This is a genomic window from Acidimicrobiales bacterium (genome assembly GCA_033344915.1).
GTDB lineage: Bacteria > Actinomycetota > Acidimicrobiia > Acidimicrobiales > Aldehydirespiratoraceae > JAJRXC01.
On record JAWPML010000001.1, the window covers coordinates 308,210 to 331,912 of the forward strand.

Consider the following 23,703-nt stretch of genomic DNA (forward strand, 5'->3'; position numbering starts at 1 on the left):
TGCGTGCGTCGCATCGTTGCCGTGGTGGTCGGTGCGGCACTGCTCGCGGCCGGCTGCGGGGACGGGGACGCCCCGGTGAGTGACCCCGAGCCGCGATCCGGCTCCGGTCCGACGCAGCTGGGCTACGGCGAGGACTATCCGCAGCAGTACGGATTCCTGACCCTGCCGCCGGGAAACGGGCCGCATCCCGTGATCGTGTTCATCCACGGTGGCTTCTGGCGGAATGCGTTCGACACGACGCTGGCCGAGCCGCAGGCCGCGGACGCCGTCGCCAACGGCTACGCGGCGTGGAACATCGAGTACCGCCGCGTCGGTGACCCCGACGGCGGCTACCCCGGCACACTCGTCGACGTCGCCGCCGCAGTCGATCACCTCGCCACGCTGGCCGAGACCGAGCCGCTCGACCTGGACCGGGTCGCGGTGGTCGGCCACTCAGCCGGAGGGCACCTCGCGTTGTGGATCGGTCAGCGCGCCAACATCTCCGCAGGCGCGCCGGGTTCGGACCCTGCGGTCACGCCGCGACTCGTCGTCGGCCAGGCACCGGTTGCCGACCTGCAGGCCAACATCGACCTGGGGCAGGGCGCCGTCCTCGGCCTGATGGGTGCACAGCCGAGCGACGCGCCGGAGGCGTACGCCATCGCCGATCCGGCCGCACTCCTGCCGATCGTCGTGCCCCAGTTGGTCATCCAGGGAGCGGAGGACGCCATCGTCCCTCCGGATCGGGTCGTCGCGTACGAAGCGAAGGTCGCCGATCCGGCGCAGCTGACGGTCGAAGTCTTCGACGGGGCCGATCACTTCGACGTGATCGACCCCGCCCACGAGAGTTGGACGCTGACCCTCGACCGGATCAGCGCGGCGCTGGCGAGCTGACTCAGCCAGCCTCGCTACTTGTTGGGTCGGCTGGACTCAGCCAGCCTCGCTGTGCGTGACGGCGGGCTCGCCCATCCACTCGCGCAGCGTGTTCTTCAGCTTCGTCTGCTGGATGAACAGGTCCTGCTCGGCGGGCACGCCGTCGACCGCCGACTGCGGCGCCTTCAGGTAGAACGACAGCCACTCCTGCACGCCGGACTCCCCGGCGCGGTGGGCCAGGTCCATGAACAGGGCGAGATCGAGCACGATGGGCGCGGCGAGGATCGAGTCACGACACAGGAAGTCGATCTTGATCTGCATCGGGTAGCCCATCCATCCGAAGATGTCGATGGCGTCCCAGCCTTCCTTGTTGTCGCCGCGGGGCGGGTAGTAGTTGATCCGCACGACATGGTCGATGTTGCCGTAGAGGTCGGGGTAGACCTCGGGCTCGAGGATCTTGTGGAGGACGCCGAGCTTCGACTCCTCCTTCGTCTTGAAGTTCTCCGGCGCGTCGAGCACCTCGCCGTCGCGGTTGCCCAGGATGTTGGTCGAGTACCAGCCACGGAGGCCGAGCATGCGGGCCTTCAGGCCCGGGGCGATGAGCGTCTTCATGAGCGTCTGGCCGGTCTTGAAGTCCTTGCCCGCGATCGGCACGCCGTTGCGCTCGGAGAGCTGCTTCATGCAGGGGAGATCGGTCGACAGGTTCGGGGCGCCGTTGGCGAAGGGCACGCCACTCTGGAGCGCGGCGTAGACGTAGATCTGCGAGGGCGAGATGTTCTCGTCGTTCGCCTTGAGGCCGGCCTCGAACGCTTCGATGGTCGCGTGGACGTCGGAGGGCTGCTGAAACGCCTCCGTCGAGCCGCACCACACCATCACGAGGCGGTCGCACTCGTTCTCCGTGCGGAAGTTCTCGATGTCGGCCATGAGGGCCATGGCCTGGTCCCACATGTTGGTCTCGGACTTGACCCGGGTGCCCTCGAGGCGGCTGACCCACTTCTGGTCGAAGACCGCATCCATCGCCACGATGCCCTCCATCTCCGAGGAGATCGGGGCGAGATCCTTCTCCTCGAGCACGCCACAGGTGCGGGCGGCTTCGAGCGCGTTTGCGGAGATCGGATCCCAGCCACCGAAGACGATGTCGTCCAGCGAGGCGAGGGGAGCGAAGTCCTTGATCAGGGGGTTTCGGCTCTCGTCGCGGGTGCCCAAGCGGATGTGCGCCATCTGGCTCACGGAGCCCAGGGGAGCGGCGCCTTGTTGGCGGGCGGCGAGGACGCCGGCGATGAAGGTGGACGCCACGGCACCCATGCCGGGCGTGAGCACACCGAGCTTGCCGGTGGCGGGAGCGATATCTCGTGCAGTCATGGGGATGACGATAAGGAGTTCTTGCAACCTTGGATCGTTGATGAAGTAAGTCTAAACTATCGTGCACGGGGTGCGCACCGCCCTGCCCGACCTGTCGATTCGGCAACTCGAGTATCTGGTCGCCGTTGCCGACCACCCGACATGGGCGGCGGCCGCGGCCTCGGTCGGCGTGAGTGCGTCGGCGCTGTCGCAGGGGCTGGCCGAGCTGGAGCGTCGGGTCGGCGTGCCGTTGTTCGACCGGGATGGGAGGCGTCGGGTGCTGCGGCCGGCGGCCGGGGAAGTGCTGGCGCACGCCCGACAGGTCGTCGCGCTGACGAGAGACCTTGCGACGTGGGCCGACCGAGCCCGCACCGGCGCATCCGGTCGTGTCCGCATCGGGATGATCGACGCCGCGGCCGTCGGGCACTTCTCGGATCACCTCCGTTCCTTCCGCGCCGCCCATCCGGAGCTGGAGGTACTGCTCACGGTCGGGCCGTCTGGGGAGATGCTGGACCACCTCGAAGCGGGTCGAGTCGACCTCGCGGTGTGCGTCGATCCGCGGGGGTCTCGTCGGGGCGTCGACGTACGGCCCCTGCTGACCGAAGACATCGCCGTGTACTCCCCGGACGGGCGCCGACCTCGCCGACCCGACACGTGGGGTCCGTGGGTCCTCTTCCCCGAGGGATCACACACCCGGGCGCTCATCAGCGACGCGCTCGAGGAGCTGGGAGCTCCGATGGATGTCGTCGCCGAGTCGCATCAGCCGGAGGTGCTGCGTTCGATGGTGGCGCTCGGACTGGGGTGGACGGTCCTTCCGGTGGTGCAGGCGGAGACGGGAACGGACGCGCTGGCGAATGGACGTGTCATCGCGTCGCGGGACCTCGTGGCCGCCACCCGCACCGGAGCCGCGACGGATCCCGCGGTCGCCCTGCTCCTGGATCGCCTCGCTGGCGAAGGTGGGACGGGACTCTGACCCCGACGTCCCAACTGTCGGAGCGGGGCGCAGGGACGTAGAGTCCTCGGCGTTCGACGAGCATCCGGAGATCGGTGATGAGCAACGCAGCGAAGGCGTTCGAGGCCATGCAGGCCAGCGAGGGCAGGGACGAGGGCCACGGCGACTGGTTCGAGATCACGCAGGAGCAGATCGACCAGTTCGCCGATGTCACCCTCGACCATCAGTTCATCCACATCGACCCCGAGCGGGCGACGCCACTGTTCGGCGGCACGATCGCCCACGGGTTCCTGACCCTGTCGATGCTCGTCCACCTGACCGAGTCGATCGAGCAGGAACTCCCGCCCCTCGAGGGCGTGATGATGGGCATCAACTACGGCTTCGACAAGGTCCGCTTCCTCAACCCGGTCAACTCCGGCAAGCGGGTGCGGGCCCACAGCGTCATCAGCAAGGTGGAACTCAAGGGCGCGGCGATCAACAGCACGCGCACCATCACGGTCGAGATCGAGGGCGTCGAGAAGCCGGCCCTGATGGCCGAGTGGATCGGCCGGATCGTCTTCGACTCATGAACGACTATCCGATCAAGGTCGGTTCGATGCTCTTCACGATGGTCGACCCTGAGGTCGGCCACGAGGTGGAGTACAACCGCTGGTACGAGCGCGATCACTTCTACGCCGGCTGCATGGTCGGCCCCTGGCTCTTCGCGGGCAAGCGTTGGGTCGCCACCAAGGAACTCAAGGACCTCCGCTTCCCGCGCGGCGACACCCCGGTCGCGAGTCCGGTCGAGGCCGGGTCCTACCTCGCCATCTACTGGGTGCTCGAGGGCAAGCACGAGGAGCACTTCAGCTGGGCCGGCGAGCAGGTGGTGTGGCTCTACACCAACGATCGCGGCTTCATGCAGCGCAAACACGCCCATACCGTGCTGCTCAAGCAACCGACCTCGTTCGCCCGGGAGGACCACACCGTCCCGATCGAGCTGGCCCTCGATCACCCGTACAAGGGTCTCGCGGTCGTCGCGGTCGATCCGGCCGACGGCGTCGACGAAGCGGACCTCGTGGCCCATCTCGAATCGACCTCGCTGCCCGCCCTCATGGGTGATGCCGACAGTGGTTCGGGCGTGGCCAACATGGTGACGTGGCACTACCAGGCGCCCGGCGCCGGAGACACCGATCAGGCGCCGATGGACCTGGGGATGCCTCCCGGTCCGACCTCGCGGCAGGTGCAGCTGTTCTTCCTCGACGACGAGCCGACGGCCGTGTGGGATCGCTTCCACGCCTACGCCGACGAGATCGCCGCGAGCGGCAAGGGCGAGGTCGTCTTCGCGGCGCCGTTCCTGCCGACCATCGTGGGCACGGACACCTACACCGACCAACTCTGGTGATCGGACGGGTCGCCGCCACGGCGTTGGCGGTGGCCCTCCTCACCTCGGCCTGCGGCACCGACGAGGCGTCGGAACCGCCGCCGCTCGTCACCTCGTCGACCGCGACCGGTTCGGCGACGGCACCGCGCGCGTCCACCTCGATCGCCCAGGTCGACTGCCCCGACGATCTGCGCCGCTCGGACGGGCTGGCGCTCGCGTGCGGGCTGGTCACGGTTCCGATCGACCGGGACGACGGCGAGGACGGTTCGACCCGGATCACCGTCGCGACACTCGCCGGCTACGACACCGGGTTCGAGACGCCGCTCGCCGTCCTGCAGGGCGGACCGGGCGGGGCGAGCTCGGACTTCGGCGCGTGGTTCCCCCAGCAGCCCTTCACCCAGGTGTTCATCGACCAACGCGGCGTCGGGTTCGCCGGGCCCGACTTCGACTGTCCGGAAATCGTCGACGCCCTGCCGCGGATCCTCTCCAGCTCCTACGACGCCGCGGCCGTGCTGTCCGAGGAGGCCTACGACGACTGCGCCCGCCGCCTCGACCAGGATCTCGTGCTGCAGCACACCGAGTCCGAGACCCACGCCGGCGATGTGGTCGACACGATGACGGCGTTGGGATACGACCGCTGGGTCGTCTACGGCGTCAGCTATGGCTCCACGATCGGCCTCGAGCTGCTTCGGGACGAACCGGAGGGCATGGCCGGGGTGATCCTCGACGGGGTGTATCCACCCCAGCTCGACACCGATGCCGCCATCGTCGCGTCCGCCACTCGTGCGCTCGACGTGCTCGACGAGGCGTGCGCGGCCGAGACGGTGTGCCGGCAGTACCTCGCCGACGGGTCCGTGCGGAGCACGCTCGAGCGGGTCATGGTGGAGTTGGACGAGCGTCCGATGACCGTGTCGCTCGGCGGCAACCGGGTGGGGCTCGCCCAGGACGTCGAGCTCGTGCTCGACGGCGGGCGGGCGGCCGAGCTGATCTTCCCGCTCATGTACCAGGAGGCCTGGCTGCGCTACATCCCGGCGATCGTCGGCGGGTTGGATGATCGTGACGAGTCCTCGGCCCGGTGGCTCGGCGAGACCGGCGTGCGCGTCTTTCTCAGCTCCGCCCTCGCCAACGACGAGGGCACCTACTTCGCGGTGCAGTGCCACGACCGCCTGCCGTTCACGGACGGGCCGGGACAGGTCGACGACCCGTTCGCGGCGGCCGTCGCCGCGGCCCCGCTCGCGGACATGTGTCGGGAGTGGGAGCGCGACGAGGCTCCGCCGTTGGCCCACGCGCCGGTCGTGTCCGACATCTCGACGCTCCTGTTGAGCGGCACCTTCGACCCGATCACGCCGCCGGACCACGCCGCGATGGCGGCCGAGACGCTCACCAACGCGACGACCGTCGTCCAGGACGGGCGCGGCCACGGCATCTGGGCCGGCGACTCCTGCATCGCCCAGATCGTCCAGCAGTTCGTCGCCGATCCGGCTCGGACGCTCGATACGTCGTGCGCGGAATCGGGAGTCGACGTCGAATGGGCACGCCCCTGATGGCGTGGCAGGATCCCGGCATGATTCTCGAAGGAAAGACCGTGATGGTCATCGGTGTCGGCCCCGGCCTGGGCATGTCCTGCGCGGCAGCCGCGCACCGCGACGGCGCTCAGGTCGTGGTCGTCGCCCGGAACGAGGAACGACTCGCCGCGATCGCCGCCGAACTCGACCCGAGCGGGGAGCGTGTCGTACCCGCCGCGGCGGACATCATGGATCCGGCGAGTCTCGAGGCGGCGGTGGCCACCGCCACCGAGCGCTTCGGCGGGCTCGACGCGGTGATCAATGTGGCTGCGCTCGACACCGCCCACGCTCCGTTCGAGGCGCTGGACGACGCCACCCTGCTCAAGAACCTCGAGGTCAACGTCCTGGGTGCGGTCCATGTCGTGCGAGCCGTGACCCCGGCATTCGAGGCGCGTGGAGGTGGATCGGTCGTGCTGATCGGATCGCAGGCGTCGCTGAAGCCGGTGCCCGCGATTCCCCAGTCCGCCTACGCGGCCGCCAAGTCGGCCCTGCTCGCGATGGCCCGCGACATGGCCAGCGAGTTGGGCCCGAAGGGCATCCGGGTCAACACCGTGGTGCCGACGTGGATGTGGGGCCCGAACGTGCAGATGTACTGCGAGTGGCAGGCGGGTGAGCGGGGCATCACCGCCGAGGAGGTGCGCGACGAGATCGCGCAGACCATGGCGCTGCGGGCCATGCCGACCGATGCCGACGTCGCCGAGTCGGCCGTGTTCTTCGCGAGCGACCGGGCCGCGATGATCACCGGTCAACGGCTCCTCGTGAACGCCGGTGAGTTCTACGACACGTGAGCACGTGACGGATTCGGTGCCGGTCGTGCCGGCGGCGTCGGTGTTGATCGTCGACGATCGCCCGGATCTGCACGTCGTGATCGGCAAGCGTCGGCCCGGGTCGGTCTTCGTGGGCGGGCTGATCGTGTTCCCCGGCGGCGGCGTGGATCCCGCCGACGGCGAGGCGCCGGCCCTTCACCGGGTGCCCGGCGCGTCCGTCCCCGACATGGACCCGCGCGCCGGCGCGGCCTTTCTCCATGCGGCGATACGCGAGACGGAGGAGGAGGTCGGCCTCGACATCGCCGGCGCGGGCCCGGTCGATCACGGCGACTTCCCCCATGTCGGGCACTGGATCACGCCTCCCGGCTCGCCCCGGCGGTACGACACGCACTTCTTCCTCGCCCGCTACATGGGCGGTGCCGTGGTCCCCGACGGCATCGAACTGACCGACGCGTGGTGGGAACGGCCCGGCGATGCGCTGCGACGGATCGAAGCGGGTGACCTCGAGGCCATCGCCCCGACGATCGCGTTTCTCGAGGCATTGTCCGAATATCGCAACGTGGCCGACGCATTTTCGCGTCGCGGTCGTGGAAAACGTCGCGGCAATAGCAACGGTTGGACGCATCTGTGAACCCATTGTCCCCAGAAGTTTGCTGTTCGGTTGCAGTTTGTTTGCTTCTCGGCGGGAAAGTTGTGGATCCTTCGACTAAGGTCGTCCGTGGGTTGGATGTCGCACGGAAGCAGGGCCGAGCGGCGTCGATCCGGGAACGCAAGTTCCCGTCCCCCTCCAGGGAAACTGGGGCCCGGTCGACGGCATCCGCCGGCCGGGCCCGAGCCTTTTTCGTGACGCTTCTCGACCTCAGGACGAGCCATGACTGATCTCCCGCGGCGCCTCCTGGCCGAGTTCGTCGGCACCGCCTTCCTGCTCGCCGGGGTGATCGGTTCGGGCATCATGGCGACGAACCTGACGGACGACGTCGGGCTCCAGTTGCTCGCCAACGCGGCCGCGACCGCCGGCGTGCTCTACATGCTCATCCTCGCCTTCGGTCCGGTGAGCGGCGCTCATGTCAACCCGGCGGTCACGATCGCTGACGCATGGCTCGGCAATCGCCCGTGGTCCGACGTCGGGCCGTACATCGTCACGCAGATCGCGGGCGGGGCGGTCGGCGTGATCCTCGCGAATCTGATGTTCGAGCTCGATGCGATCTCGATCAGTGAGAAGACCCGCGACGGCTACGGGCAGTACATCGGCGAGGTCGTGGCGACCTTCGGGCTCGTCCTGCTCATCTTCGCCCTGGTGCGCAGCGGCCGTGACCATCTCGCGGCCGGTGCCGTCGCCGCCTACATCGGGGGCGCCTACTGGTTCACCTCGTCGACCTCGTTCGCGAACCCCGCGGTCTCGGTCACCCGCACGCTGTCGGACACCTTCGCCGGCATCGAACCGGCGTCGGCGCCGATGTTCGTCGTCCTCCAGCTGGCCGGAATGGCCTTGGCCGTGGCGGTGGCGCGAGTCTTGTACCCGTGACTGCCACCGATTCCGCGCCCGACCTCTTCGACCGCTTCGAGGTCATCGACGTCGACACCCATGTCACCGAGCCCCCGGACGTCTGGACGGCCCGCACGCCGAGCTCCATGCACGACCGTGTGCCCCACATCGAACGAATCGACGGGCAGGACGTCTGGATGTGCGACGGCGATCGGCTCGGCCAGCCCGGGTACTACTCGATGGCGGGCTACGACGGCCTCATGCCGCTGAACGTGCCGGACACCTTCGACGACATCCACCCGGCCATGTACGACAGTCACGAGCGGCTGAAGTTCATGGACGCACAGGGCATCCGAGCCCAGGTCCTCTATCCCAATGTCGGCGGGTTCGGGAACGCCTACTTCATGCAAATGGGCGACCGCGATGTGGTCGAGACCTGCGTGCGGGCGTTCAACGACTGGATCACGGACTGGACCTCGGCGGACCCGAACCGACTGATCGGCGTGACGGCGGTGCCGTTCTGGGATCTCGAGTTCGCGGTCGCCGAGATCGAGCGCGGCGTGGAGGCCGGCCACAAGGCGATCAATTTCTGCAACCAGCCCCAGGACCACGGGATGCCGGCGCTCGCCCACACCCATTGGGATCCGATCTGGGCCGCCGCCCAGGACGCCGGCGTCTCGGTCAGCTTCCACGTCGGCGGTGGCTCCATGGGCACCCAGTTCCAGGACACCGCCGAGATGGGGTGGATGACCAACTTCGCCAAGGTCTCGTCGCTGATCTTCCTCGACAACATGCGCTGCGTCGCTGACCTGATCTTCGGTGGCGTCTGCCACCGGTTCCCGGACCTGAAGCTCGTCTCGGTCGAGTCCGGTGCGGGCTGGATCCCCGGGGCGATGGAGTCGTTCGACTGGCAGTGGCAGAACGGCGGCGTGCGCATCGAGCACCCCGACTACGAGCTCCTGCCGTCGGAGTACTTCGCTCGGCAGATCTACGGATGCTTCTGGTTCGAGCAGGCGGCGGCGCGGTTCGCGATCGACCGCTTCCCCGACAACATCCTCTACGAGACCGACTATCCGCACCCGACGTGTCAGCACCCGGGCCCGGCGACGCCCGCCCAGTACCCGCGGGACTACGCGACCGGCGCGCTGTCGTCACTCGACGACGCCACGCTCCAGAAGGTCCTGCACGACACCGCCGCGTCGATCTACGGACTCGACTAGCGCAACTCGTCCAGGGCCGCGATCGCAGTGGCGGCGTGGACGGCCATGCCGTTCGCCATCGCCGGCTCGTGGAGCATCATCTTGTTGCTGTGACAGGCCGGCGCCTCCAGTGAGTTCTCGATGTGTTCGGGGCAGACACCAAGCAGGCTCATGCAGCCGGGCACCTTCTCGAGGATGTAGCTGAAGTCTTCGGCGCCCATCACCGGGAACGGCAACTCGAGGAACTTGCGCTCACCGAGCACGGCCTCGGTCACGTTCTTCACGAGTTCGACCGGGCCGGGATGGTTCACGGTGACGGGGTAGCCCTTGTCGATGGTGACCTCCGCGGTCGCGTCGAAGGTCGCGGCGACGGCGTGGGCGACCCGCTCGATCCCGAGATGAGCCTGGTCGCGGGTGTGGGGGGCCATGGTTCGGATCGTGCCTGCGATCGTCGCCGTCTCCGGGATGACGTTCGTGGTCGTGCCGGCCTGGAGTTGGGTGACCGTGATGATGGCCGGTTCGAAGACGTGGATCTCGCGGGTGACCATCGTCTGGATCGCGGTGACGAGGTGCGCGGCGATGGTGACCGGGTCCGTGGTGAAGTGCGGCGTCGAGGCGTGGCCGCCGGCCCCCCGCACGGTGATGTGGAACACGTCGGCGGCCGCCATGATCGCCCCGGCGCGGCCGGCGACCCATCCGGACGGACAGTTCGGAGTGATGTGGAGGGCGTAGGCGGCGTCGACCCCGTCGAGCACGCCCTCGTCGATCATCAGGGCCGCGCCACCCATGCCCTCCTCGCCGGGCTGGAACATGAAGCGCACCGTGCCGTGGATCTCATCGCGGCGGCCGGCGAGCATCCGGGCCGCACCGACCAGCATTGCGGTGTGGGCGTCATGGCCGCAGGCGTGGGCTCGGCCGTCGATCGCACTCCTGAACTCGAGGTCGGTGTCCTCGGTCATGGGGAGGGCGTCGGTGTCCGCTCGCAGCAACACCATCGGACCGTCCGTCTCGCCCTTCAGGTCGGCCCACAGCGAGGTGATGTCGCCTTCGCCCCGGTGCACGTCGAGCGGCAGATCGGCCAGGGCATCGCCGACGCGACCGATGGTGATCGGATTGGCGATTCCGAGCTCCGGCTCGCGGTGGATGGCGCGGCGCAGCTCGATGACCGGCTCGAGCCCGGCCTCCGCTTCCTCTCGGATCCCCGCGCCCCGCAGATCATCGATCATCGTCATGCGACGACCCTAGTGGCCGCTCCGGTTCGCTCGCCGGTGCTCGCCGGCCGCGCCGGCGGCGGCTGCGCGCCGGCACGGTACGGTGCCCGGCGTGGAGATCATCATCGTGCGCCATGCCCGACCCGAGATCGTCGTCGGCGCCGACGGGATCGCCGACCCCGGCCTCGACGAGATCGGGCAGTGGCAGGCGGAGCAGGTTTCCGCCTGGCTCGCCCACGAGTCCATCGATGCGGTGGTGACGAGTCCGAAGGCCCGGGCGATCGAGACGGTGGGGCCCTTGCTCGGGACGCTGGACGTCGCCCACGAGATCGTGCACGACCTGGATGAGGTCGACCGCTTCTCGTCGACCTACTTCCCGACGGAGCTGGTGCACACCCACGGCGGGGACTACTGGGACCGGATCGTCGCCCAGGACTGGGACGGGCTCGGTTGGGACGACCCCGCCACCTTCCGGACCCGCGTCGAGGCCGCCTGGAGCGAGCTCGTCGTCAATCCGCGGGGCGAGCGGGTCGTCGTGGCCTGCCACGGCGGCGTGATCCGCATCATCCTCGGCGCGGTGGCGGGCCCGCACGTCGGCTTCTTCCCGCTGAACGTCGACTACGCCTCGGTGTCGCGTATCGAGGTCGACGAGAACGGCAGGCAGCGGTTCCTGTCCCTCAACGAGACCGGTCATTTCGACGCCGAGCGCATCGGGGTGCGGGGCGTCATGAACGACGGCGAGCGAGTGCGCGACGCGTTCCACTGAACCGGCGGTGGATCAGCGAATCGTGACCGAGCCGTCGCTGTCGCGATCGGTTCGCCAGCCGCCGGTCAGGGCGGCCGACGCACCGTCCACGAGCGTGTTGTTGCGCCACAGGATGCTGGCCTCGTCGTCACCGGGTTTCGCGATGACGGCGTGGAAGCTCTCGAACCGTTCGCTCAGCGTGTTGCCCTCGATCGTGAACAGACCGTGGACGTGTTTCGCCTGGATCCCGGCCGATGACGCGCCCTCGATCGTGGAGTTCCGCACCGTCGGATTCCACACCTCACCGCCGAGGATGCCGGTGAACTGGATCGCGTCGTTGTGGGCGGGCGAACCGTCGGGTCGGCGCTTTCCGAAGACGGTGACGTTGTCGATCAGTGGGTCGATGATGTCGCCCTCGTAGGCGAAGATCTGGATGATGTCGCCGTTGCCGACGTGGGGCTGGGGATTCACGTCGAGTCCATCGATGAAATAGGGGCGGGTGACGGTGCCGCCGCCGGAGTTCTGGACGTGGGCGAACGTGAACTCGAAGTCGCGGAAGCCCGAGTCCGCGATGCTGCGCCCGTCGCGCACGCCGATCCGCCGGGCCCCGGGACCGCGGATGTTGCGGGCCTCGACATTGCTGGCCTCGATCACCACCTCGCCCGGTGAGCCGTAGTCGAAGTCGTAGATCGTGTTCGGCTGGTCGAGCACCGTCGTGGCGTCGGCCAGAACCACGGGCCGGTCGTCGACCGCGGGGCGGGGCGCGGCGTTGATCGCCTGGAACGCCGATGTCCCGTCGTCGGGCGGGGCCGGCGGGGCGACCGGGGCCGCGCCGGCGGGCGCGACGACGCCGACGACGAGGGCGAAGACCGCGGTTCCCAGGTGGCGTGTGCGCATGGGGGTGCCCTTTCGCTGGTTCGGGCGCGCCCCTCGGTTCTACCGCACAGAGCGGTCGGAGAACACTCGGGGTGGGCATGTGCGCCTCGCCGTCGCCCTGATTAGCGTGAGGGCATGGCTGCTCTCGACTATCAGGCGTTCGACGCCGACAACCACTACTACGAGGCGGAGGATGCCTTCATCCGCCACGTCGACCCCAAGTGGCACAAGCGGTGCATGCAATGGGCGGAGGTGAACGGGCGCAAGCGCCTGCTCGTCGGCGGCAAGGTGAACCGCTTCATCCCGAACCCCACGTTCGATCCCGTGGCCCGGCCCGGCTGCCTGGACGACTACTTCCGCGGGAAGGTCGCGAAGGACAACATCGTCGAGGCGTTCGGTGAGCTCGTCCCGATCCCCGACGAGTACCGCGATCGCGATGCCCGGCTCGCCGTGATGGACCGCCAGAACCTCGAAGCCTGCTTCATGTTCCCGACCCTGGGCGTCGGCATGGAGAGCAGCCTCGAGCACGATCCGGCGGCGATGCTCGTCGCCTTCGACGGCTTCAACAAGTGGGTCGAGGAGGACTGGGGTCTCAACTACGAGGACCGCATCTTCACGGCGGGCTACATCACGCTCGCGGACGTGGACTGGGCCCTCGACCAGCTCGACTGGATGATCGAGCACGACGTGCGGGTCGTCAACATGCGCCCCGCCTCGGTGCCGGACGGCAACGGCGGCCGCCGCAGCCTCGGCCATCCGGCGCACGACCCGTTCTGGAAGAAGATGAACCAACACGGCATCACGCTGGCGATGCACTCCGGCGATTCCGGCTACGAGTTCATGTCCGACTTCTGGGGCATGACCGACGATTTCGAGGCCTTCCGGCAGAACGCGCTGAAGTCGTTGCTCACCTATTCACCGATCAGCGATGCCCTGGCGTCGCTCATCGCCGAAGGCGTGCTGAGCGAGCACACGAACATCCGCGTCTGCACCATCGAGACCGGGTCGGAGTGGGTCCAGCCGCTGTTCAAGAAGTTCGACAAGACCTACCGCCAGCAGAAGCACTCGTTCGCGGAGGACCCGATCGAGGTCTTCCGGCGCCAGGTCTGGGTGTCGCCCTACTACGAGGACGATCTCGTCGACCTCCGGGACAAGGTCGGTGCCGAGCACATGCTGTTCGGCTCCGACTGGCCACACGCCGAGGGACTGCCCGAACCCACCGATTTCATCCACGACCTCCACGAGTTCGACAGCGCCGAGATCGAGATGATCATGCGCACGAACGGCCTCGCCCTCACGCAACGGGCGGTCTGAGTTGGCTCGCCCGAGGGTTCTCGTCACGCCGTGGCGGCGGGTGTTGAAGACGGCGCTTGATCCGGAGTGTGACCTCTTCACGATCGCCCCCGACTACACGGAGTCCGTTCGCCGAGCGGGCGGCCTGCCCCTCCTCGCGGTGCACGTCGAGGGAGACGAGATCGACGAGCTGCTCGACACGGCCGACGCCCTCCTGATCTCCGGCGGACAGGACATGGATCCCGCCACCTACGGCCAGGACAACACGTCGAGTTGGAAGGTGCGCCGCGAGTCCGACGACTTCGATCTCGAGATCACCCGTCGCGCCGTCGAGCGGGACATCCCGGTGCTCGGCATCTGCCGTGGTGCACAGGTGGTGAACGTGGCTCTCGGCGGCGACCTCGCCCAGGAGGTGCAGGAGGAGGGGTCGGCCGCCCATCCCACGTATCGGGAGATGGCGCCCACGCCGCGGCTGCACCGCCACGACGTGGACGTCGTGGAAGGTTCCCGACTCGCCGCCCTCTACGGCGACGGGCCGCTCGCCGTGAACTCGCTGCACCATCAGGCCATCGGTGCGGTGGCGGACCGCTTGGTCGTGACTGCCCGTAGCGACGACGGCGTCGTGGAGGCGGTGGAAGGCGCTCCGGGAAGCGGGCTCGACCTGCTGGCGGTCCAGTGGCACCCGGAGATGCTCGCCGGGGAACGGGGCGGCGAGCTGTTCGCCGATCTGGTCGAGCGGGCCCGGGCTCGTGTCACGATGACGACGTGAACGATTTCGATCTCGACACCCTTCGTATCTCGCTGCACATTCTCGCCGCGTCGGTGTGGATCGGCGGCCAGATCGTCCTTGCCGCGCTGGTTCCGGTTCTCCGGGAGATCGGCGGCGACGCGCCGAGGCAGGCGGCGAACCGGTTCGGCCGGGTCGCCTGGCCGTTCTTCGCACTCGCGGTGATCACGGGCATCTGGAACCTGCTCGAGATCGACGTGGGTGATCGGTCGACCGCCTACCACGTCACGCTGGCGGTGAAGCTGCTCGTCGTGGCCGCGGCAGGTACGGCCGCGGCCGTGCATTCGCTGACGCCGTCGCCCGCCATCCGCGGCATCACCGGCGCGGTCGGCCTCGTCGGCTCGCTCGCCGCGCTGGTCTTCGGCGTGATGCTGGTGTGGGGCTGACATGGCCGAGTGGACGCAACTCGGCGACGACGGTGTCACCCGCTGCTGGTGGCCCGGCACCGCCGAGGACTATGTGGCGTACCACGACGACGAATGGGGTCGTCCGGTCACCGACGACGTGCGGCTCTTCGAGAAGATCTGTCTGGAGGGATTCCAGTCCGGACTGTCGTGGATCACGATCCTGCGCAAGCGCGAGAACTTCCGGCGTGCCTTCGCCGGCTTCGACCCGGCGAAGGTCGCGACGTTCGGCGAGGCCGACGTGCTGCGCATGCTCGACGATGCCGGCATCGTGCGGCACCAGGGCAAGATCCGTTCGTCGATCAACAATGCGGCGCGAGCGCTCGAGCTGATCGAGGAGCGGGGCACGCTGGCCGCCTACTTCTGGTCGTGGGAGCCGACGGAGATCGAAGGAGATCGGTCGGGGGAGTGGCCCGTCCCCTCGACCACGCCGACGTCGATCGCCATCGCCAAGGACCTGAAGAAGCGGGGCTGGAGCTTCGTCGGCCCGACGACGGTCTACGCGTTCATGCAGGCGATGGGTCTCGTCAACGACCATCTGTCGGGGTGCGCGGCGGGCGTGCAGTGCGAGGCCGAACGGACCGCGCTCGTACGGCCGACCTGAACACGGGTCTCCCGGCCCTTGTCAGCCCCACCGCCGTTGGTACCCTCGGTCCCCGTGCGCGAATCGGATCTCGTCTGGAATGTCGTCTGGACCGGCGGGGTCTACCCGCACCTCCGACACTTCGTCTTCAGCCTCTTCGACCGGACGGAGGCGTCGTTCCGCTTCGTCGCCAACAATTGCACGCCGTCGTCGGTCGAACAGATGACGGCGCTCGGCGAGGCGACGGACCGCGTGGTCGAGACGCTCGTACTGGACGTCGATCGCATGGTTCCGCACGGCGCCGCGCTCGACCTGGTGCTCGACGCCCGCGACGACGGGCCGGTCTTCGCGTTCATCGACGTCGACATCAAGGCGCTCGCGCCGTACACGGCGGACTTCCTGCACCGACTCGAGGACCACGACGTCGTCACCTCCGGGGTCGAGGTCTGGACCGAAGAGAACACCCTCGCCGAAGGCGAGATGGGTGTCGGCGGGCGGCACTTCTACGACCACGACGGCTTCGTCTTCGGCAGCCCGCACGTGGCGCTCTACGACCGTGAGGCGCTGCTGGACACGAGCGCCCGATGGGAGGTCGGGCTGCACTGCGGCAACCGCAGTGAGATGCCCGACCGGACCTGGGCGCGGATCGAGGAGATGGGGCGGGCCAAGATGGCCTACGACACGGCCAAGGTCGTCAACATCATGATGCAGGCCGACGGCCGGTCGCTCGTCCACGAAGAGCACGAGGCGTTGCTCCACATCGGTGGTGTGTCGCACTATCTCGCACCCCCGGAGCACGATTTCGCCACGGACAAGACCTCAGGCGAGTTCGAGGGCGAACCGAAGTGGACCCGGTTCCAGGGGATCGAGCTGCGCCACGAGATCGCCCGATTCACGTCCAACACCCTGAAGGCCCTGTCGTCGGGGACCGTCCCGCCGGCCATCGGCGACGGTCTCGACGCGCCGACCGAGGCGAAGCTCCGCATGGTGCGCGACGAGCTCGAGTCGATGGTCGCGGCCTCTCGACCCTGGCTCGAGTTGACCGGTGAGTGACCACCTGACGACCGACCGGCCGTTCTTCTTCGTGCACATCATGAAGACGGCCGGCATGACCTTCAACGCGCACATCGCGAACAACTTCCCCCGCCACACCGTCTACCCGGGCGAGGACGACACCACCGGCGTCGACTACTGGGTCGTGAACCGGCTTCGGGCGGCGACGTCCGAGCCCCGGCCCGGCATTCGCCTCTGGCACGGCCACTTCCCGTTCTTCGTCACCGAGTTCGTGCCGGACGCGATCACCCTTGCGGTGATGCGCGAGCCCGTCGCCCGCACGATCTCGTTGCTCAACCAGCAGCGGGTGCTCAACCATCCCGACGCCACGATCGAGGAGCTGTACGACGACCCGCTGATCAACCAACGGATGGTGCACGAACACCAGACCAAGATGTTCGCGATGTCCGACGCCGACGGCATCAACGCCTGGACGCAACCCTTCGACGTCGACGACGCGGCGTTCGAGCTGGCGAAGCAGCGCGTTGCATCGGTCGATCTGCTCGGTTTCCAGGAGGACTTCGACGGCTTTCTCGCGGCCCTGCACGACCGTTGGAACTGGCGGATCGACGAGCTCGACGACCGCAACACCGCGCCCGAGGCGATCGAGGTCGACGACACGTTCCGGGCGCGGATCGTCGCGGACAATCCCTACGACGTCGCCCTGTACGAATTCGCGCGGCGCCTCAGCTGACCCTCGGTAGGTTGCGGCGATGACCGTGACCGATCAGCCGACGCAGGAACAGTCGTTCGCGCCGCTCGACTGGGGGCTGCTCGCCGGCCCCGCGTTGATCTGGGGCGGATCATTCCTCTTCATGGCGATCGGCCTCGACGCGTTCGAGCCCGGCGTCGTCACCCTCCTGCGGGTCCTGTTCGGCCTCCTCGCGCTGGTCTTCCTCCCGGCGGCGCGGGCGCGGATCGACCGGGCGGATCGGCCGAAGATCATCCTCCTCGGCTTCACGTGGATGGCCTTCCCGCTGACGCTGTTCCCCATCGCTCAGCAGTGGATCGACTCCTCGCTCGCCGGCATGCTCAATGCGGCGATGCCGCTGCTCACGGCGCTGATCTCCTGGCTCGTGTTCCGCACGCCGACCGGTCCCCGCCGGTTGATCGGAGTCACCATCGGCATGAGTGGCATCCTGCTCATCGGGATCCCGGAGGCGACGACCGCAGGTACGACGGCGGTGGGCGTCGGCCTCGTCGTGCTCGCCGTTGCGTCCTACGGCGTCGCGGTGAACCTGACGGGCCCGCTCCAGCAGAAGTACGGATCGGTTCCCGTCATCACCCGGGCCCTCGCCGCCGCCCTCGTCTTCACCGCGCCGTACGGCGTGTGGGGCATCCCGGATTCCAGCTGGGCGTGGGACTCGATGATCGCCTGCGTGGCCGTCGGCGCAGGCGGCACCGGCCTCGCGTTCGTGATGGCCGCCACGCTGACCGGGCGGGTCGGGCCGGTCCGCGCGTCGCTCATCACCTACGTCGTGCCGATCATCTCGATCGTGCTCGGCGTGATCTTCCGCGACGAGACGGTGACCGCGCTCGCGATCGTCGGCACCGGCGTCGTGTTGTTCGGTGCGTGGTGGTCGAGTCGTGCGGAGCCGGTCGCCGGTCAGATTCGAGTGTCGGGCCGCTCGTAGGTGGTGCCGGGGCCGGCGTAGGACAAGCCGTAGCCGGGCATCGTCTCCCAGTCGAGGTCCGGCGGCGCCGCCGTGGCCTGCTTCCACCAGGCGATCAGTCGGTCCTCGTTCGCATAGTCGAACGGATCCTCCATGATCCGCTCCACGATGTCGCCGGGCGGATGCGGGTTCTCGGCCAGCCACCGCGCCGTGCGGGCGACGGCCTCGCGGGCGGGCACGACGTCGCGATACCCGAGTGTGTGGCGCAGGGCGCTGACGTCGAAGGCTCGATGGTGAGTGGAAGGCTGCATCATCAACGGCCGCGCCGGCACCGCGAGCTCGGGTGGCATCGAGATGATCTCCCACTCGTGGCCGAGCTCGGCGGCACAGATCTCGACGACCTGGCGGACGGTGAGCAACTCCTCGTCGGCCGCGTGGAAGATCCGACCGGCGGCGGCTTCGGGTTGATCGACGGCGAGGTGGATCGCGTGGGCGAGGTTCTCGGTGTAGCCGAAGCTGTGGGCGGACTGCCCGCCGTCGGCCAGGACGATGTGGGGGCGTTCGTCGAGGATGCGCTTGACGACACACCATTCGCGCGGCGCCAGCTGGCGGGGCCCGTAGACGTACGGGTAGCGGAAGTGCGTCGCCGTCGGATGGTGTTCGAACACGTACGCCTCGGTGCGGGCGATGCGATACGACTTCCCGTCGTCCTCCTCGGTCGAGGTCGGTGCGGTCTCCGGGGTGGGCAGCGGCATGCCGGGCGGGGAGTGGGCCCACGGGTCGAAGTAGCCCCGCAGGGCCGGCCCGCCGCCGATCGAGACGAAGTGGCCGACCCGGCCGACGAGTACCTCGGCGATCGTGCGGAGCCGGCCGTAGGTCACGACCGCGACGTCCCACTCCTCGGCGCCGATCGTCGACCGGAGCTCGTCCTCGTCACGCACGTCGCAGTGGATGTGGCGCAGGTGCATGACCTCGTCCACCTCGTGACTGCCCGTGTGGCAGATCGTCACCTCGTGGCCCCGCGCCTCCAGGCCCGCCACGATCGGCGGCCCCGTCGGCCCCGTTCCCCCGACCACCAGCGTCTTCATCGCACCATCTCCATCCCCACACCCATCCCCGAACTCCGCCCCCCACCCCGGAAACTACGCCCCACACCCCGGAATCTCTGCACCCGGAATCTCTGGTCACCAAAGGGTCGTTCGAACCGCCAGATACGCCCGGATTTCGACCCTTTGGTGACCAGAGATTCCATGGGGGTGGGCGGATTTCGCTAGGTGGGCATCACGTTGCCGCCGTCGACGCAGAGCACTTGGCCGTTGACCATGGCGCTCTCGTCGCTGGCCAGGAACACGGCAGGGCCGCACATGTCGTCGGCCTGGCTGTTGCGCTTCGCCGCGGACATGTCGGCGAAGACCTGGTCGAACCCACCGGGGACCTGCTTGTCCGTGGCAGGTGTCATGACGAGACCGGGGGCGAGCGTGTTGGCGGTGACCCCGTACTTGCCGAGCTCGCCGGCGAGCTGTCGAGTGAGGCCGAGCACGGCGAACTTGGTCTGCTGGTACGAGTAGTTGCCGAGCGACCATGTGTCGGGATCGCCGGGTCCGGCGAGGGCACCGAGCGGGAGATAGCCGGCGATCGAGCCGATGTTGATGATCCGGCCCCGACCCTTCCGCACCATGGTGGGCGCGAACGCGCGGCACATCAGCCACTGCCCGATGACGTTGACGTCGAACACCTTCCGCAGATAGTCGACGGATTGGTCGCCGAGGTCGAGCTCGCCGTAGATCGCGGCGTTGTTCACGAGGCAGTCGACGGTGCCGAAGGTGTCGAGCACCGCATCGCGGCAGGCGTCCACCGACGCCTCGTCGCTGATGTCGCAGTGCACGAACGCGGCGTCGTCACCGAGCGCATCGGCGACGGCGTTGCCCTGCTCGCGGCCGATGTCGACCACCGCGACCCGCGCGCCCTCGGCGACGAAGCGCCGGCAGTAGGCCTCGCCGATGCCGCCACCACCGCCGGTGATCACGGCGACCTGGCCGTCCAGGCGACCGCTCACTGGGTCGTGGTGCCGTCGTACTGCTCGCGGAGCACGCGCTTGAGGATCTTGCCGGTCGGGTTGCGGGGAATGGCGTCGGTGAACTCGACGTGCTTCGGCATCTTGAACTTGGCGAGCTTGCCGTCGCAGTACTCGAGGACGTCCTTCTCCGTCAGCGCCTCATCGGACCTCACGACGACGGCCATCGGCGACTCGCCCCACTTCTCGGACGGGATCCCGATCACGCCGACCTCGGTGACGCCCGGCATCCCGGAGATCACGTTCTCGATCTCGGCCGGGTACACGTTCTCGCCGCCGGAGATGATCATGTCCTTGATGCGGTCCTGGATGTAGACGAAGCCGTCCGCGTCCATCACCGCGACGTCGCCGGTGTGGAGCCAGCCGTCGACGATCGTCTCCGCGTGGCCTCCGGACGGTTCCAGTAGCCCTGCATGATGTGCGCCCCGCGGACGATGATCTCGCCGGCCACGTCGGCGCCGGCATCGTTGCCGTCGTCGTCGATCACCCGCACGTCGGTGTGGAAGAAGGCCTTGCCGGTCGATCCGGCGCGGGCGATCGCGTCCTCCGGTGAGATGAGGCAGGCCGGACCGCACGTCTCGGTCAGGCCGTAGACCTGATGGATCTCGATGCCCATGCCCGCATAGGTCTCGATGAGCGACTCCGGCACGGGCGCGGCACCGGACATGCACCAGCGCAGCGACGAATGATCGTGGTTGTCCTTGTCGTAGGTCAGCAGCATGAACTGCAACATCGCGGGAACGGCGAGGGTCACGGTGATCTGTTCTTCGGCGAATACCTCCCAGATCTTGGTGGGATCGAACTCGGCCATGATCACGGCGGTGCCACCCTTGGCGAAGATGCTCAACAGCGGGTTGAGCGCACCCACGTGGAACAGCGGGAGACAGATGAGGTACACGTCGCCGTAACGGGTGTCCGCCGTCGCGTTGGCGGTGATGACGGACCAGGTGGCCGTGTTGTGCGAGTGCATCACCCCCTTGGGCAGCCCGGTCGTGCCGGAGGTGTACATGATGAAGAGGAGATCGTCGTCCTGTGCGCCGATCTCCGGCTCGTCGGTGGACGCCCCGGCGAGCACGTCCTCGTAGCCGGTGGCGAAGTCGGGCCGGTCGGCCGCGTCGCCGACATGGATCCAGTTCGTCACCTGCGTGCCGTCGGAACCACGAGCCTCGAGGTCCGTGACGACCTCGTTGAACGCGGTGCCGAACACGAGGGTGGTGGCGCCCGAGTCCGTCAGGATGAACGACAGCTCGTCGGCCACGAGCCGCCAGTTCAGCGCGACGATCACGCCACCGACCTTCGCCGCACCGAAGAACGTCTCGACGAACTCCGGCCCGTTCATCAGCAGGGTCGCGACGCGATCGCCAGCGGCGAGTCCGCGGTCGGTCAGACCGTTGGCGACCCGATTGCAGCGTTCGTTCAGCTCGGTGTACGTCAGGCGCGTCCCGCTCGAGATGTCGACGACCGCCTCGGTCGTCGGGTTCAGCAGCGCTCGCTTCGTGACGTAGAGGCCGAGGTTGTTCTGCATGGTCGCTCCTGTTGGGATCGGTGGATCGCGTGGCGAGTTCGGTGATCGTACGCCCTAGGGTGCCCTTCGTGCCGATCGAGGTTGTCGTCTTCGACCTGGGGAACGTTCTGGTTGAGTGGGACCGGCGCTTCCTCTTCGAGCAGCTCATCGACGACCCGGATGAACTCGATCGCTTTCTCGACGAGGTGCTGACGTTGGAGGTGAACGCCGACCTCGATCGGGGTGCGCCGCTGGCGGAGGTCACTGGGGCACTCGCGGCGCGGTTTCCCGAACACGCGGAGCTGATCGATGCGTTCCGGGCCCGCTGGGTCGAGACGCTCGGGGAGATCCTGGCGGGCTCGGTCCGGATCGTCGAGGAGCTCGCGGCGACGGACGTGCGCCTGCTGGCGCTGAGCAACTGGGGCCGTGACACCTTCGCGGCGGCCGAGCCGCTGCTGCCATTCCTGCGGCACTTCGACGGTCTCGTGATCAGTGGGCGCGAGGGCATGGTGAAGCCCGACCCGGCGATCTTCGAGCTGCTGTGTGCTCGCCACCGAGTCGACCCGTCATCAGCGGTGTTCGTCGACGACAGTGCAGCCAACGTCGCGACCGCGGACGCGCTGGGCTTCCGGACGGTCCACTTCTCGGATCCCCAGCAGTGTCGGCGGGAGTTGGTGGCGCTCGGTCTCGACCTCGCGCCGGTCGCCTCGTAGATTCGGCGGACATGGACGACGTGCTGCACTCCGAGGTTGCTGACGAGGTCGCGCTGGTGGTGATGAACCGACCCGAGAGTCGCAACGCGCTCAACTCCCTGTTGCTGGGCGGCCTGCGGGCGACCCTCTCGTCGCTCGACGCCCGTGCGGACGTGCGCGCCATCGTTCTCACCGGCGCCGACCCGGCGTTCTGCGCCGGCCTGGACCTCAAGCAACTCGAGGCGGGCGGCTCGATCAGCGCCGGCGTCGACGACGGTCAGCCGTTCCCGCCCGACATGTCGACGCCCGTGATCGGCGCCATCAACGGGCCGGCGGTGACCGGCGGCCTCGAGATCGCGCTCGCGTGCGACCTGCTCATCGCGTCGGAGCGGGCGTCGTTCGCCGACACCCACGCCCGGGTCGGGATCCTTCCCGGCTGGGGACTGTCGGTCGAGCTGCCGCGCGCCGTCGGCGTCCGGCGGGCCCGGCAGATGAGCTTCACGGGCAACTACGTCCACGCAGAGCAGGCGCTTCAGTGGGGGCTGGTGAACGAGGTGGTGCCGCACGAGCAGCTCCTCGAACGGGCGATGGAGCTCGGGCGCGACATGGCGACGGTCCCGGCCAAGGCGGCAGCGGCCATGAAGCGCCTGTACTGGGCGACCCACGCCGTCACCGCCGGCGACGCGCTGATCGTCGAGAAGGAGGTCAACCGGAGTTGGGCAGCGTCGGGCGGCTTCGACCCGGACGCGCTGGCGGCGAGTCGCGCGGCGATCCAGGCCCGGGGATCGGCCCAGCAGGGCGACTGAGAGGGGGCGACGAGCCCACCTCAACTTGTGGCAGTCCTTATGACAGATGTATGGTCGGGGGACGTCAACCGTCCCAGGAGGATCCATGTCCGGCGACGCCCCGATGCGGAACTATGCCGCCACGCTTCCCGCTCCGGAGTTCTCCGAGCCCGCCTTCACGACGCCCGTGGCGCTGCAGGACGCGACGGTCGCGATCGTCACCTCGGCTGCGCTGCACCGTCCGGACGACGAGTCCTTCCACCAGACGGAGACCGACTATCGGGTCCTGCCCCGCGAGGAGCGCGGCTATGTGCTCGGTCACTGGAGTCCGAACTTCGACCGGGCCGGCTTCACGGCCGACCTGAATGTGGTGTTCCCGATCGACCGGCTCGAAGAGCTCGCGGCGGACGGCACGATCGGCGCCGTGAGCGACATCCATCTGTCGTTCGCGGGGAATCAGGAGGAGGACGGGCTCGCGACGATCATCCACGACTCCGGGCCCCGGGCCGCCGCGGAACTCAAGGCGGCCGGCGTCGATGTCGTGCTGCTCACCCCCGTTTGACC

At 68.4% G+C, this 23,703-nt stretch carries 27 protein-coding genes; 20 read left to right on the plus strand and 7 right to left on the minus strand.

Going from position 1 to position 23,703, the window contains the following annotated elements; all coding sequences use genetic code 11:
- Positions 1-3: 3 nt before the first annotated feature.
- Complete coding sequence (locus R8F63_01400; GenBank protein ID MDW3217241.1) at positions 4-870, plus strand: alpha/beta hydrolase; 867 nt, start codon at positions 4-6, stop codon at positions 868-870.
- Between the two features lie 36 nt (positions 871-906).
- Here R8F63_01400 and R8F63_01405 read toward each other — a convergent pair whose 3' ends face one another.
- Positions 907-2,211 (minus strand): inositol-3-phosphate synthase, encoded by a 1,305-nt coding sequence (locus R8F63_01405; GenBank protein MDW3217242.1) that lies wholly within the window; start codon positions 2,209-2,211, stop codon positions 907-909.
- Positions 2,212-2,281: 70 nt separating this feature from the next.
- Between R8F63_01405 and R8F63_01410 the strand changes: the two genes are divergently transcribed.
- The 8 genes from R8F63_01410 to R8F63_01445 all read left to right on the plus strand — a co-directional run bounded on the left by R8F63_01410 (position 2,282) and on the right by R8F63_01445 (position 9,540).
- Complete coding sequence (locus R8F63_01410) at positions 2,282-3,163, plus strand: LysR family transcriptional regulator (protein MDW3217243.1); 882 nt, start codon at positions 2,282-2,284, stop codon at positions 3,161-3,163.
- A 77-nt stretch (positions 3,164-3,240) separates the two neighbouring features.
- Positions 3,241-3,711, plus strand: a complete 471-nt coding sequence (locus R8F63_01415; protein MDW3217244.1) for a MaoC family dehydratase — start codon at positions 3,241-3,243, stop codon at positions 3,709-3,711.
- Positions 3,708-4,523 (plus strand): hypothetical protein, encoded by an 816-nt coding sequence (locus tag R8F63_01420; GenBank protein MDW3217245.1) that lies wholly within the window; start codon positions 3,708-3,710, stop codon positions 4,521-4,523. The genes R8F63_01415 and R8F63_01420 overlap by 4 nt, the downstream gene beginning before the upstream one ends.
- Positions 4,520-6,046: an alpha/beta hydrolase gene (locus R8F63_01425; GenBank protein ID MDW3217246.1), complete on the plus strand. Its 1,527-nt coding sequence runs from the start codon at positions 4,520-4,522 to the stop codon at positions 6,044-6,046. The genes R8F63_01420 and R8F63_01425 overlap by 4 nt, the downstream gene beginning before the upstream one ends.
- A 20-nt stretch (positions 6,047-6,066) precedes the next feature.
- Positions 6,067-6,855, plus strand: coding sequence for an SDR family oxidoreductase (locus tag R8F63_01430; GenBank protein MDW3217247.1), 789 nt, complete (start codon positions 6,067-6,069; stop codon positions 6,853-6,855).
- Positions 6,856-6,859: 4 nt separating this feature from the next.
- Positions 6,860-7,465: an NUDIX hydrolase gene (locus tag R8F63_01435; protein MDW3217248.1), complete on the plus strand. Its 606-nt coding sequence runs from the start codon at positions 6,860-6,862 to the stop codon at positions 7,463-7,465.
- 240 nt (positions 7,466-7,705) lie between these two features.
- On the plus strand, positions 7,706-8,359 hold the full coding sequence (locus R8F63_01440; GenBank protein MDW3217249.1) for an MIP/aquaporin family protein: 654 nt from the start codon (positions 7,706-7,708) through the stop codon (positions 8,357-8,359).
- Positions 8,356-9,540 carry an amidohydrolase family protein gene (locus R8F63_01445; protein MDW3217250.1) on the plus strand — a complete coding sequence of 395 codons (1,185 nt, stop codon included), beginning with the start codon at positions 8,356-8,358 and terminating at the stop codon, positions 9,538-9,540. The genes R8F63_01440 and R8F63_01445 overlap by 4 nt, the downstream gene beginning before the upstream one ends.
- On the opposite strand, the gene R8F63_01450 is transcribed toward R8F63_01445, so the two are convergent.
- Entirely contained in the window at positions 9,537-10,751 is a 1,215-nt protein-coding gene (locus R8F63_01450; GenBank protein MDW3217251.1) for a M20 family metallopeptidase, read from the minus strand. The genes R8F63_01445 and R8F63_01450 overlap by 4 nt on opposite strands.
- Before the next feature lie 91 nt (positions 10,752-10,842).
- Here R8F63_01450 and R8F63_01455 point away from each other — a divergent pair, with 91 nt between their 5' ends.
- Positions 10,843-11,496: a histidine phosphatase family protein gene (locus tag R8F63_01455; protein MDW3217252.1), complete on the plus strand. Its 654-nt coding sequence runs from the start codon at positions 10,843-10,845 to the stop codon at positions 11,494-11,496.
- 12 nt (positions 11,497-11,508) lie between these two features.
- Here R8F63_01455 and R8F63_01460 read toward each other — a convergent pair whose 3' ends face one another.
- Complete coding sequence (locus tag R8F63_01460; GenBank protein ID MDW3217253.1) at positions 11,509-12,372, minus strand: hypothetical protein; 864 nt, start codon at positions 12,370-12,372, stop codon at positions 11,509-11,511.
- Between the two features lie 114 nt (positions 12,373-12,486).
- Between R8F63_01460 and R8F63_01465 the strand changes: the two genes are divergently transcribed.
- Genes R8F63_01465 through R8F63_01495 form a run of 7 tightly spaced genes read left to right on the plus strand, consistent with a single transcriptional unit; the run spans position 12,487 to position 18,105 of the window.
- Positions 12,487-13,665 carry an amidohydrolase family protein gene (locus R8F63_01465; GenBank protein MDW3217254.1) on the plus strand — a complete coding sequence of 393 codons (1,179 nt, stop codon included), beginning with the start codon at positions 12,487-12,489 and terminating at the stop codon, positions 13,663-13,665.
- 43 nt (positions 13,666-13,708) lie between these two features.
- On the plus strand, positions 13,709-14,413 hold the full coding sequence (locus R8F63_01470) for a gamma-glutamyl-gamma-aminobutyrate hydrolase family protein (protein ID MDW3217255.1): 705 nt from the start codon (positions 13,709-13,711) through the stop codon (positions 14,411-14,413).
- Positions 14,410-14,817 (plus strand): hypothetical protein, encoded by a 408-nt coding sequence (locus tag R8F63_01475; GenBank protein ID MDW3217256.1) that lies wholly within the window; start codon positions 14,410-14,412, stop codon positions 14,815-14,817. Before R8F63_01470 ends, R8F63_01475 begins: the two co-directional genes overlap by 4 nt.
- Before the next feature lies 1 nt (position 14,818).
- Complete coding sequence (locus R8F63_01480) at positions 14,819-15,439, plus strand: DNA-3-methyladenine glycosylase I (GenBank protein MDW3217257.1); 621 nt, start codon at positions 14,819-14,821, stop codon at positions 15,437-15,439.
- Positions 15,440-15,493: 54 nt separating this feature from the next.
- A complete protein-coding gene (locus tag R8F63_01485; protein MDW3217258.1) occupies positions 15,494-16,471 on the plus strand; it encodes a hypothetical protein in 978 nt (325 codons plus the stop codon).
- Positions 16,464-17,165, plus strand: coding sequence for a hypothetical protein (locus R8F63_01490; protein ID MDW3217259.1), 702 nt, complete (start codon positions 16,464-16,466; stop codon positions 17,163-17,165). The genes R8F63_01485 and R8F63_01490 overlap by 8 nt, the downstream gene beginning before the upstream one ends.
- Before the next feature lie 19 nt (positions 17,166-17,184).
- Positions 17,185-18,105, plus strand: coding sequence for a DMT family transporter (locus R8F63_01495; GenBank protein MDW3217260.1), 921 nt, complete (start codon positions 17,185-17,187; stop codon positions 18,103-18,105).
- Here the strand turns inward: R8F63_01495 and R8F63_01500 are convergent.
- The 4 genes from R8F63_01500 to R8F63_01515 all read right to left on the minus strand — a co-directional run bounded on the left by R8F63_01500 (position 18,078) and on the right by R8F63_01515 (position 21,683).
- Entirely contained in the window at positions 18,078-19,172 is a 1,095-nt protein-coding gene (locus R8F63_01500; GenBank protein ID MDW3217261.1) for a hypothetical protein, read from the minus strand. The two genes, R8F63_01495 and R8F63_01500, sit on opposite strands and share 28 nt — an antisense overlap.
- 182 nt (positions 19,173-19,354) lie before the next feature.
- On the minus strand, positions 19,355-20,140 hold the full coding sequence (locus tag R8F63_01505) for an SDR family oxidoreductase (protein MDW3217262.1): 786 nt from the start codon (positions 20,138-20,140) through the stop codon (positions 19,355-19,357).
- Positions 20,137-20,493, minus strand: a complete 357-nt coding sequence (locus R8F63_01510; GenBank protein MDW3217263.1) for a hypothetical protein — start codon at positions 20,491-20,493, stop codon at positions 20,137-20,139. The genes R8F63_01505 and R8F63_01510 overlap by 4 nt, the downstream gene beginning before the upstream one ends.
- Positions 20,493-21,683 carry an AMP-binding protein gene (locus R8F63_01515; protein MDW3217264.1) on the minus strand — a complete coding sequence of 397 codons (1,191 nt, stop codon included), beginning with the start codon at positions 21,681-21,683 and terminating at the stop codon, positions 20,493-20,495. Before R8F63_01515 ends, R8F63_01510 begins: the two co-directional genes overlap by 1 nt.
- A gap of 68 nt (positions 21,684-21,751) precedes the next feature.
- On the opposite strand from R8F63_01515, the gene R8F63_01520 reads away from it, so the two are divergent.
- From R8F63_01520 to R8F63_01530, 3 genes are all read left to right on the plus strand, one after another.
- Positions 21,752-22,375 (plus strand): HAD family phosphatase, encoded by a 624-nt coding sequence (locus tag R8F63_01520; protein MDW3217265.1) that lies wholly within the window; start codon positions 21,752-21,754, stop codon positions 22,373-22,375.
- A gap of 11 nt (positions 22,376-22,386) precedes the next feature.
- On the plus strand, positions 22,387-23,160 hold the full coding sequence (locus R8F63_01525; protein MDW3217266.1) for an enoyl-CoA hydratase: 774 nt from the start codon (positions 22,387-22,389) through the stop codon (positions 23,158-23,160).
- Between the two features lie 85 nt (positions 23,161-23,245).
- On the plus strand, positions 23,246-23,701 hold the full coding sequence (locus R8F63_01530; GenBank protein MDW3217267.1) for a glycine/sarcosine/betaine reductase selenoprotein B family protein: 456 nt from the start codon (positions 23,246-23,248) through the stop codon (positions 23,699-23,701).
- The last annotated feature ends 2 nt before the right edge of the window (positions 23,702-23,703 follow it).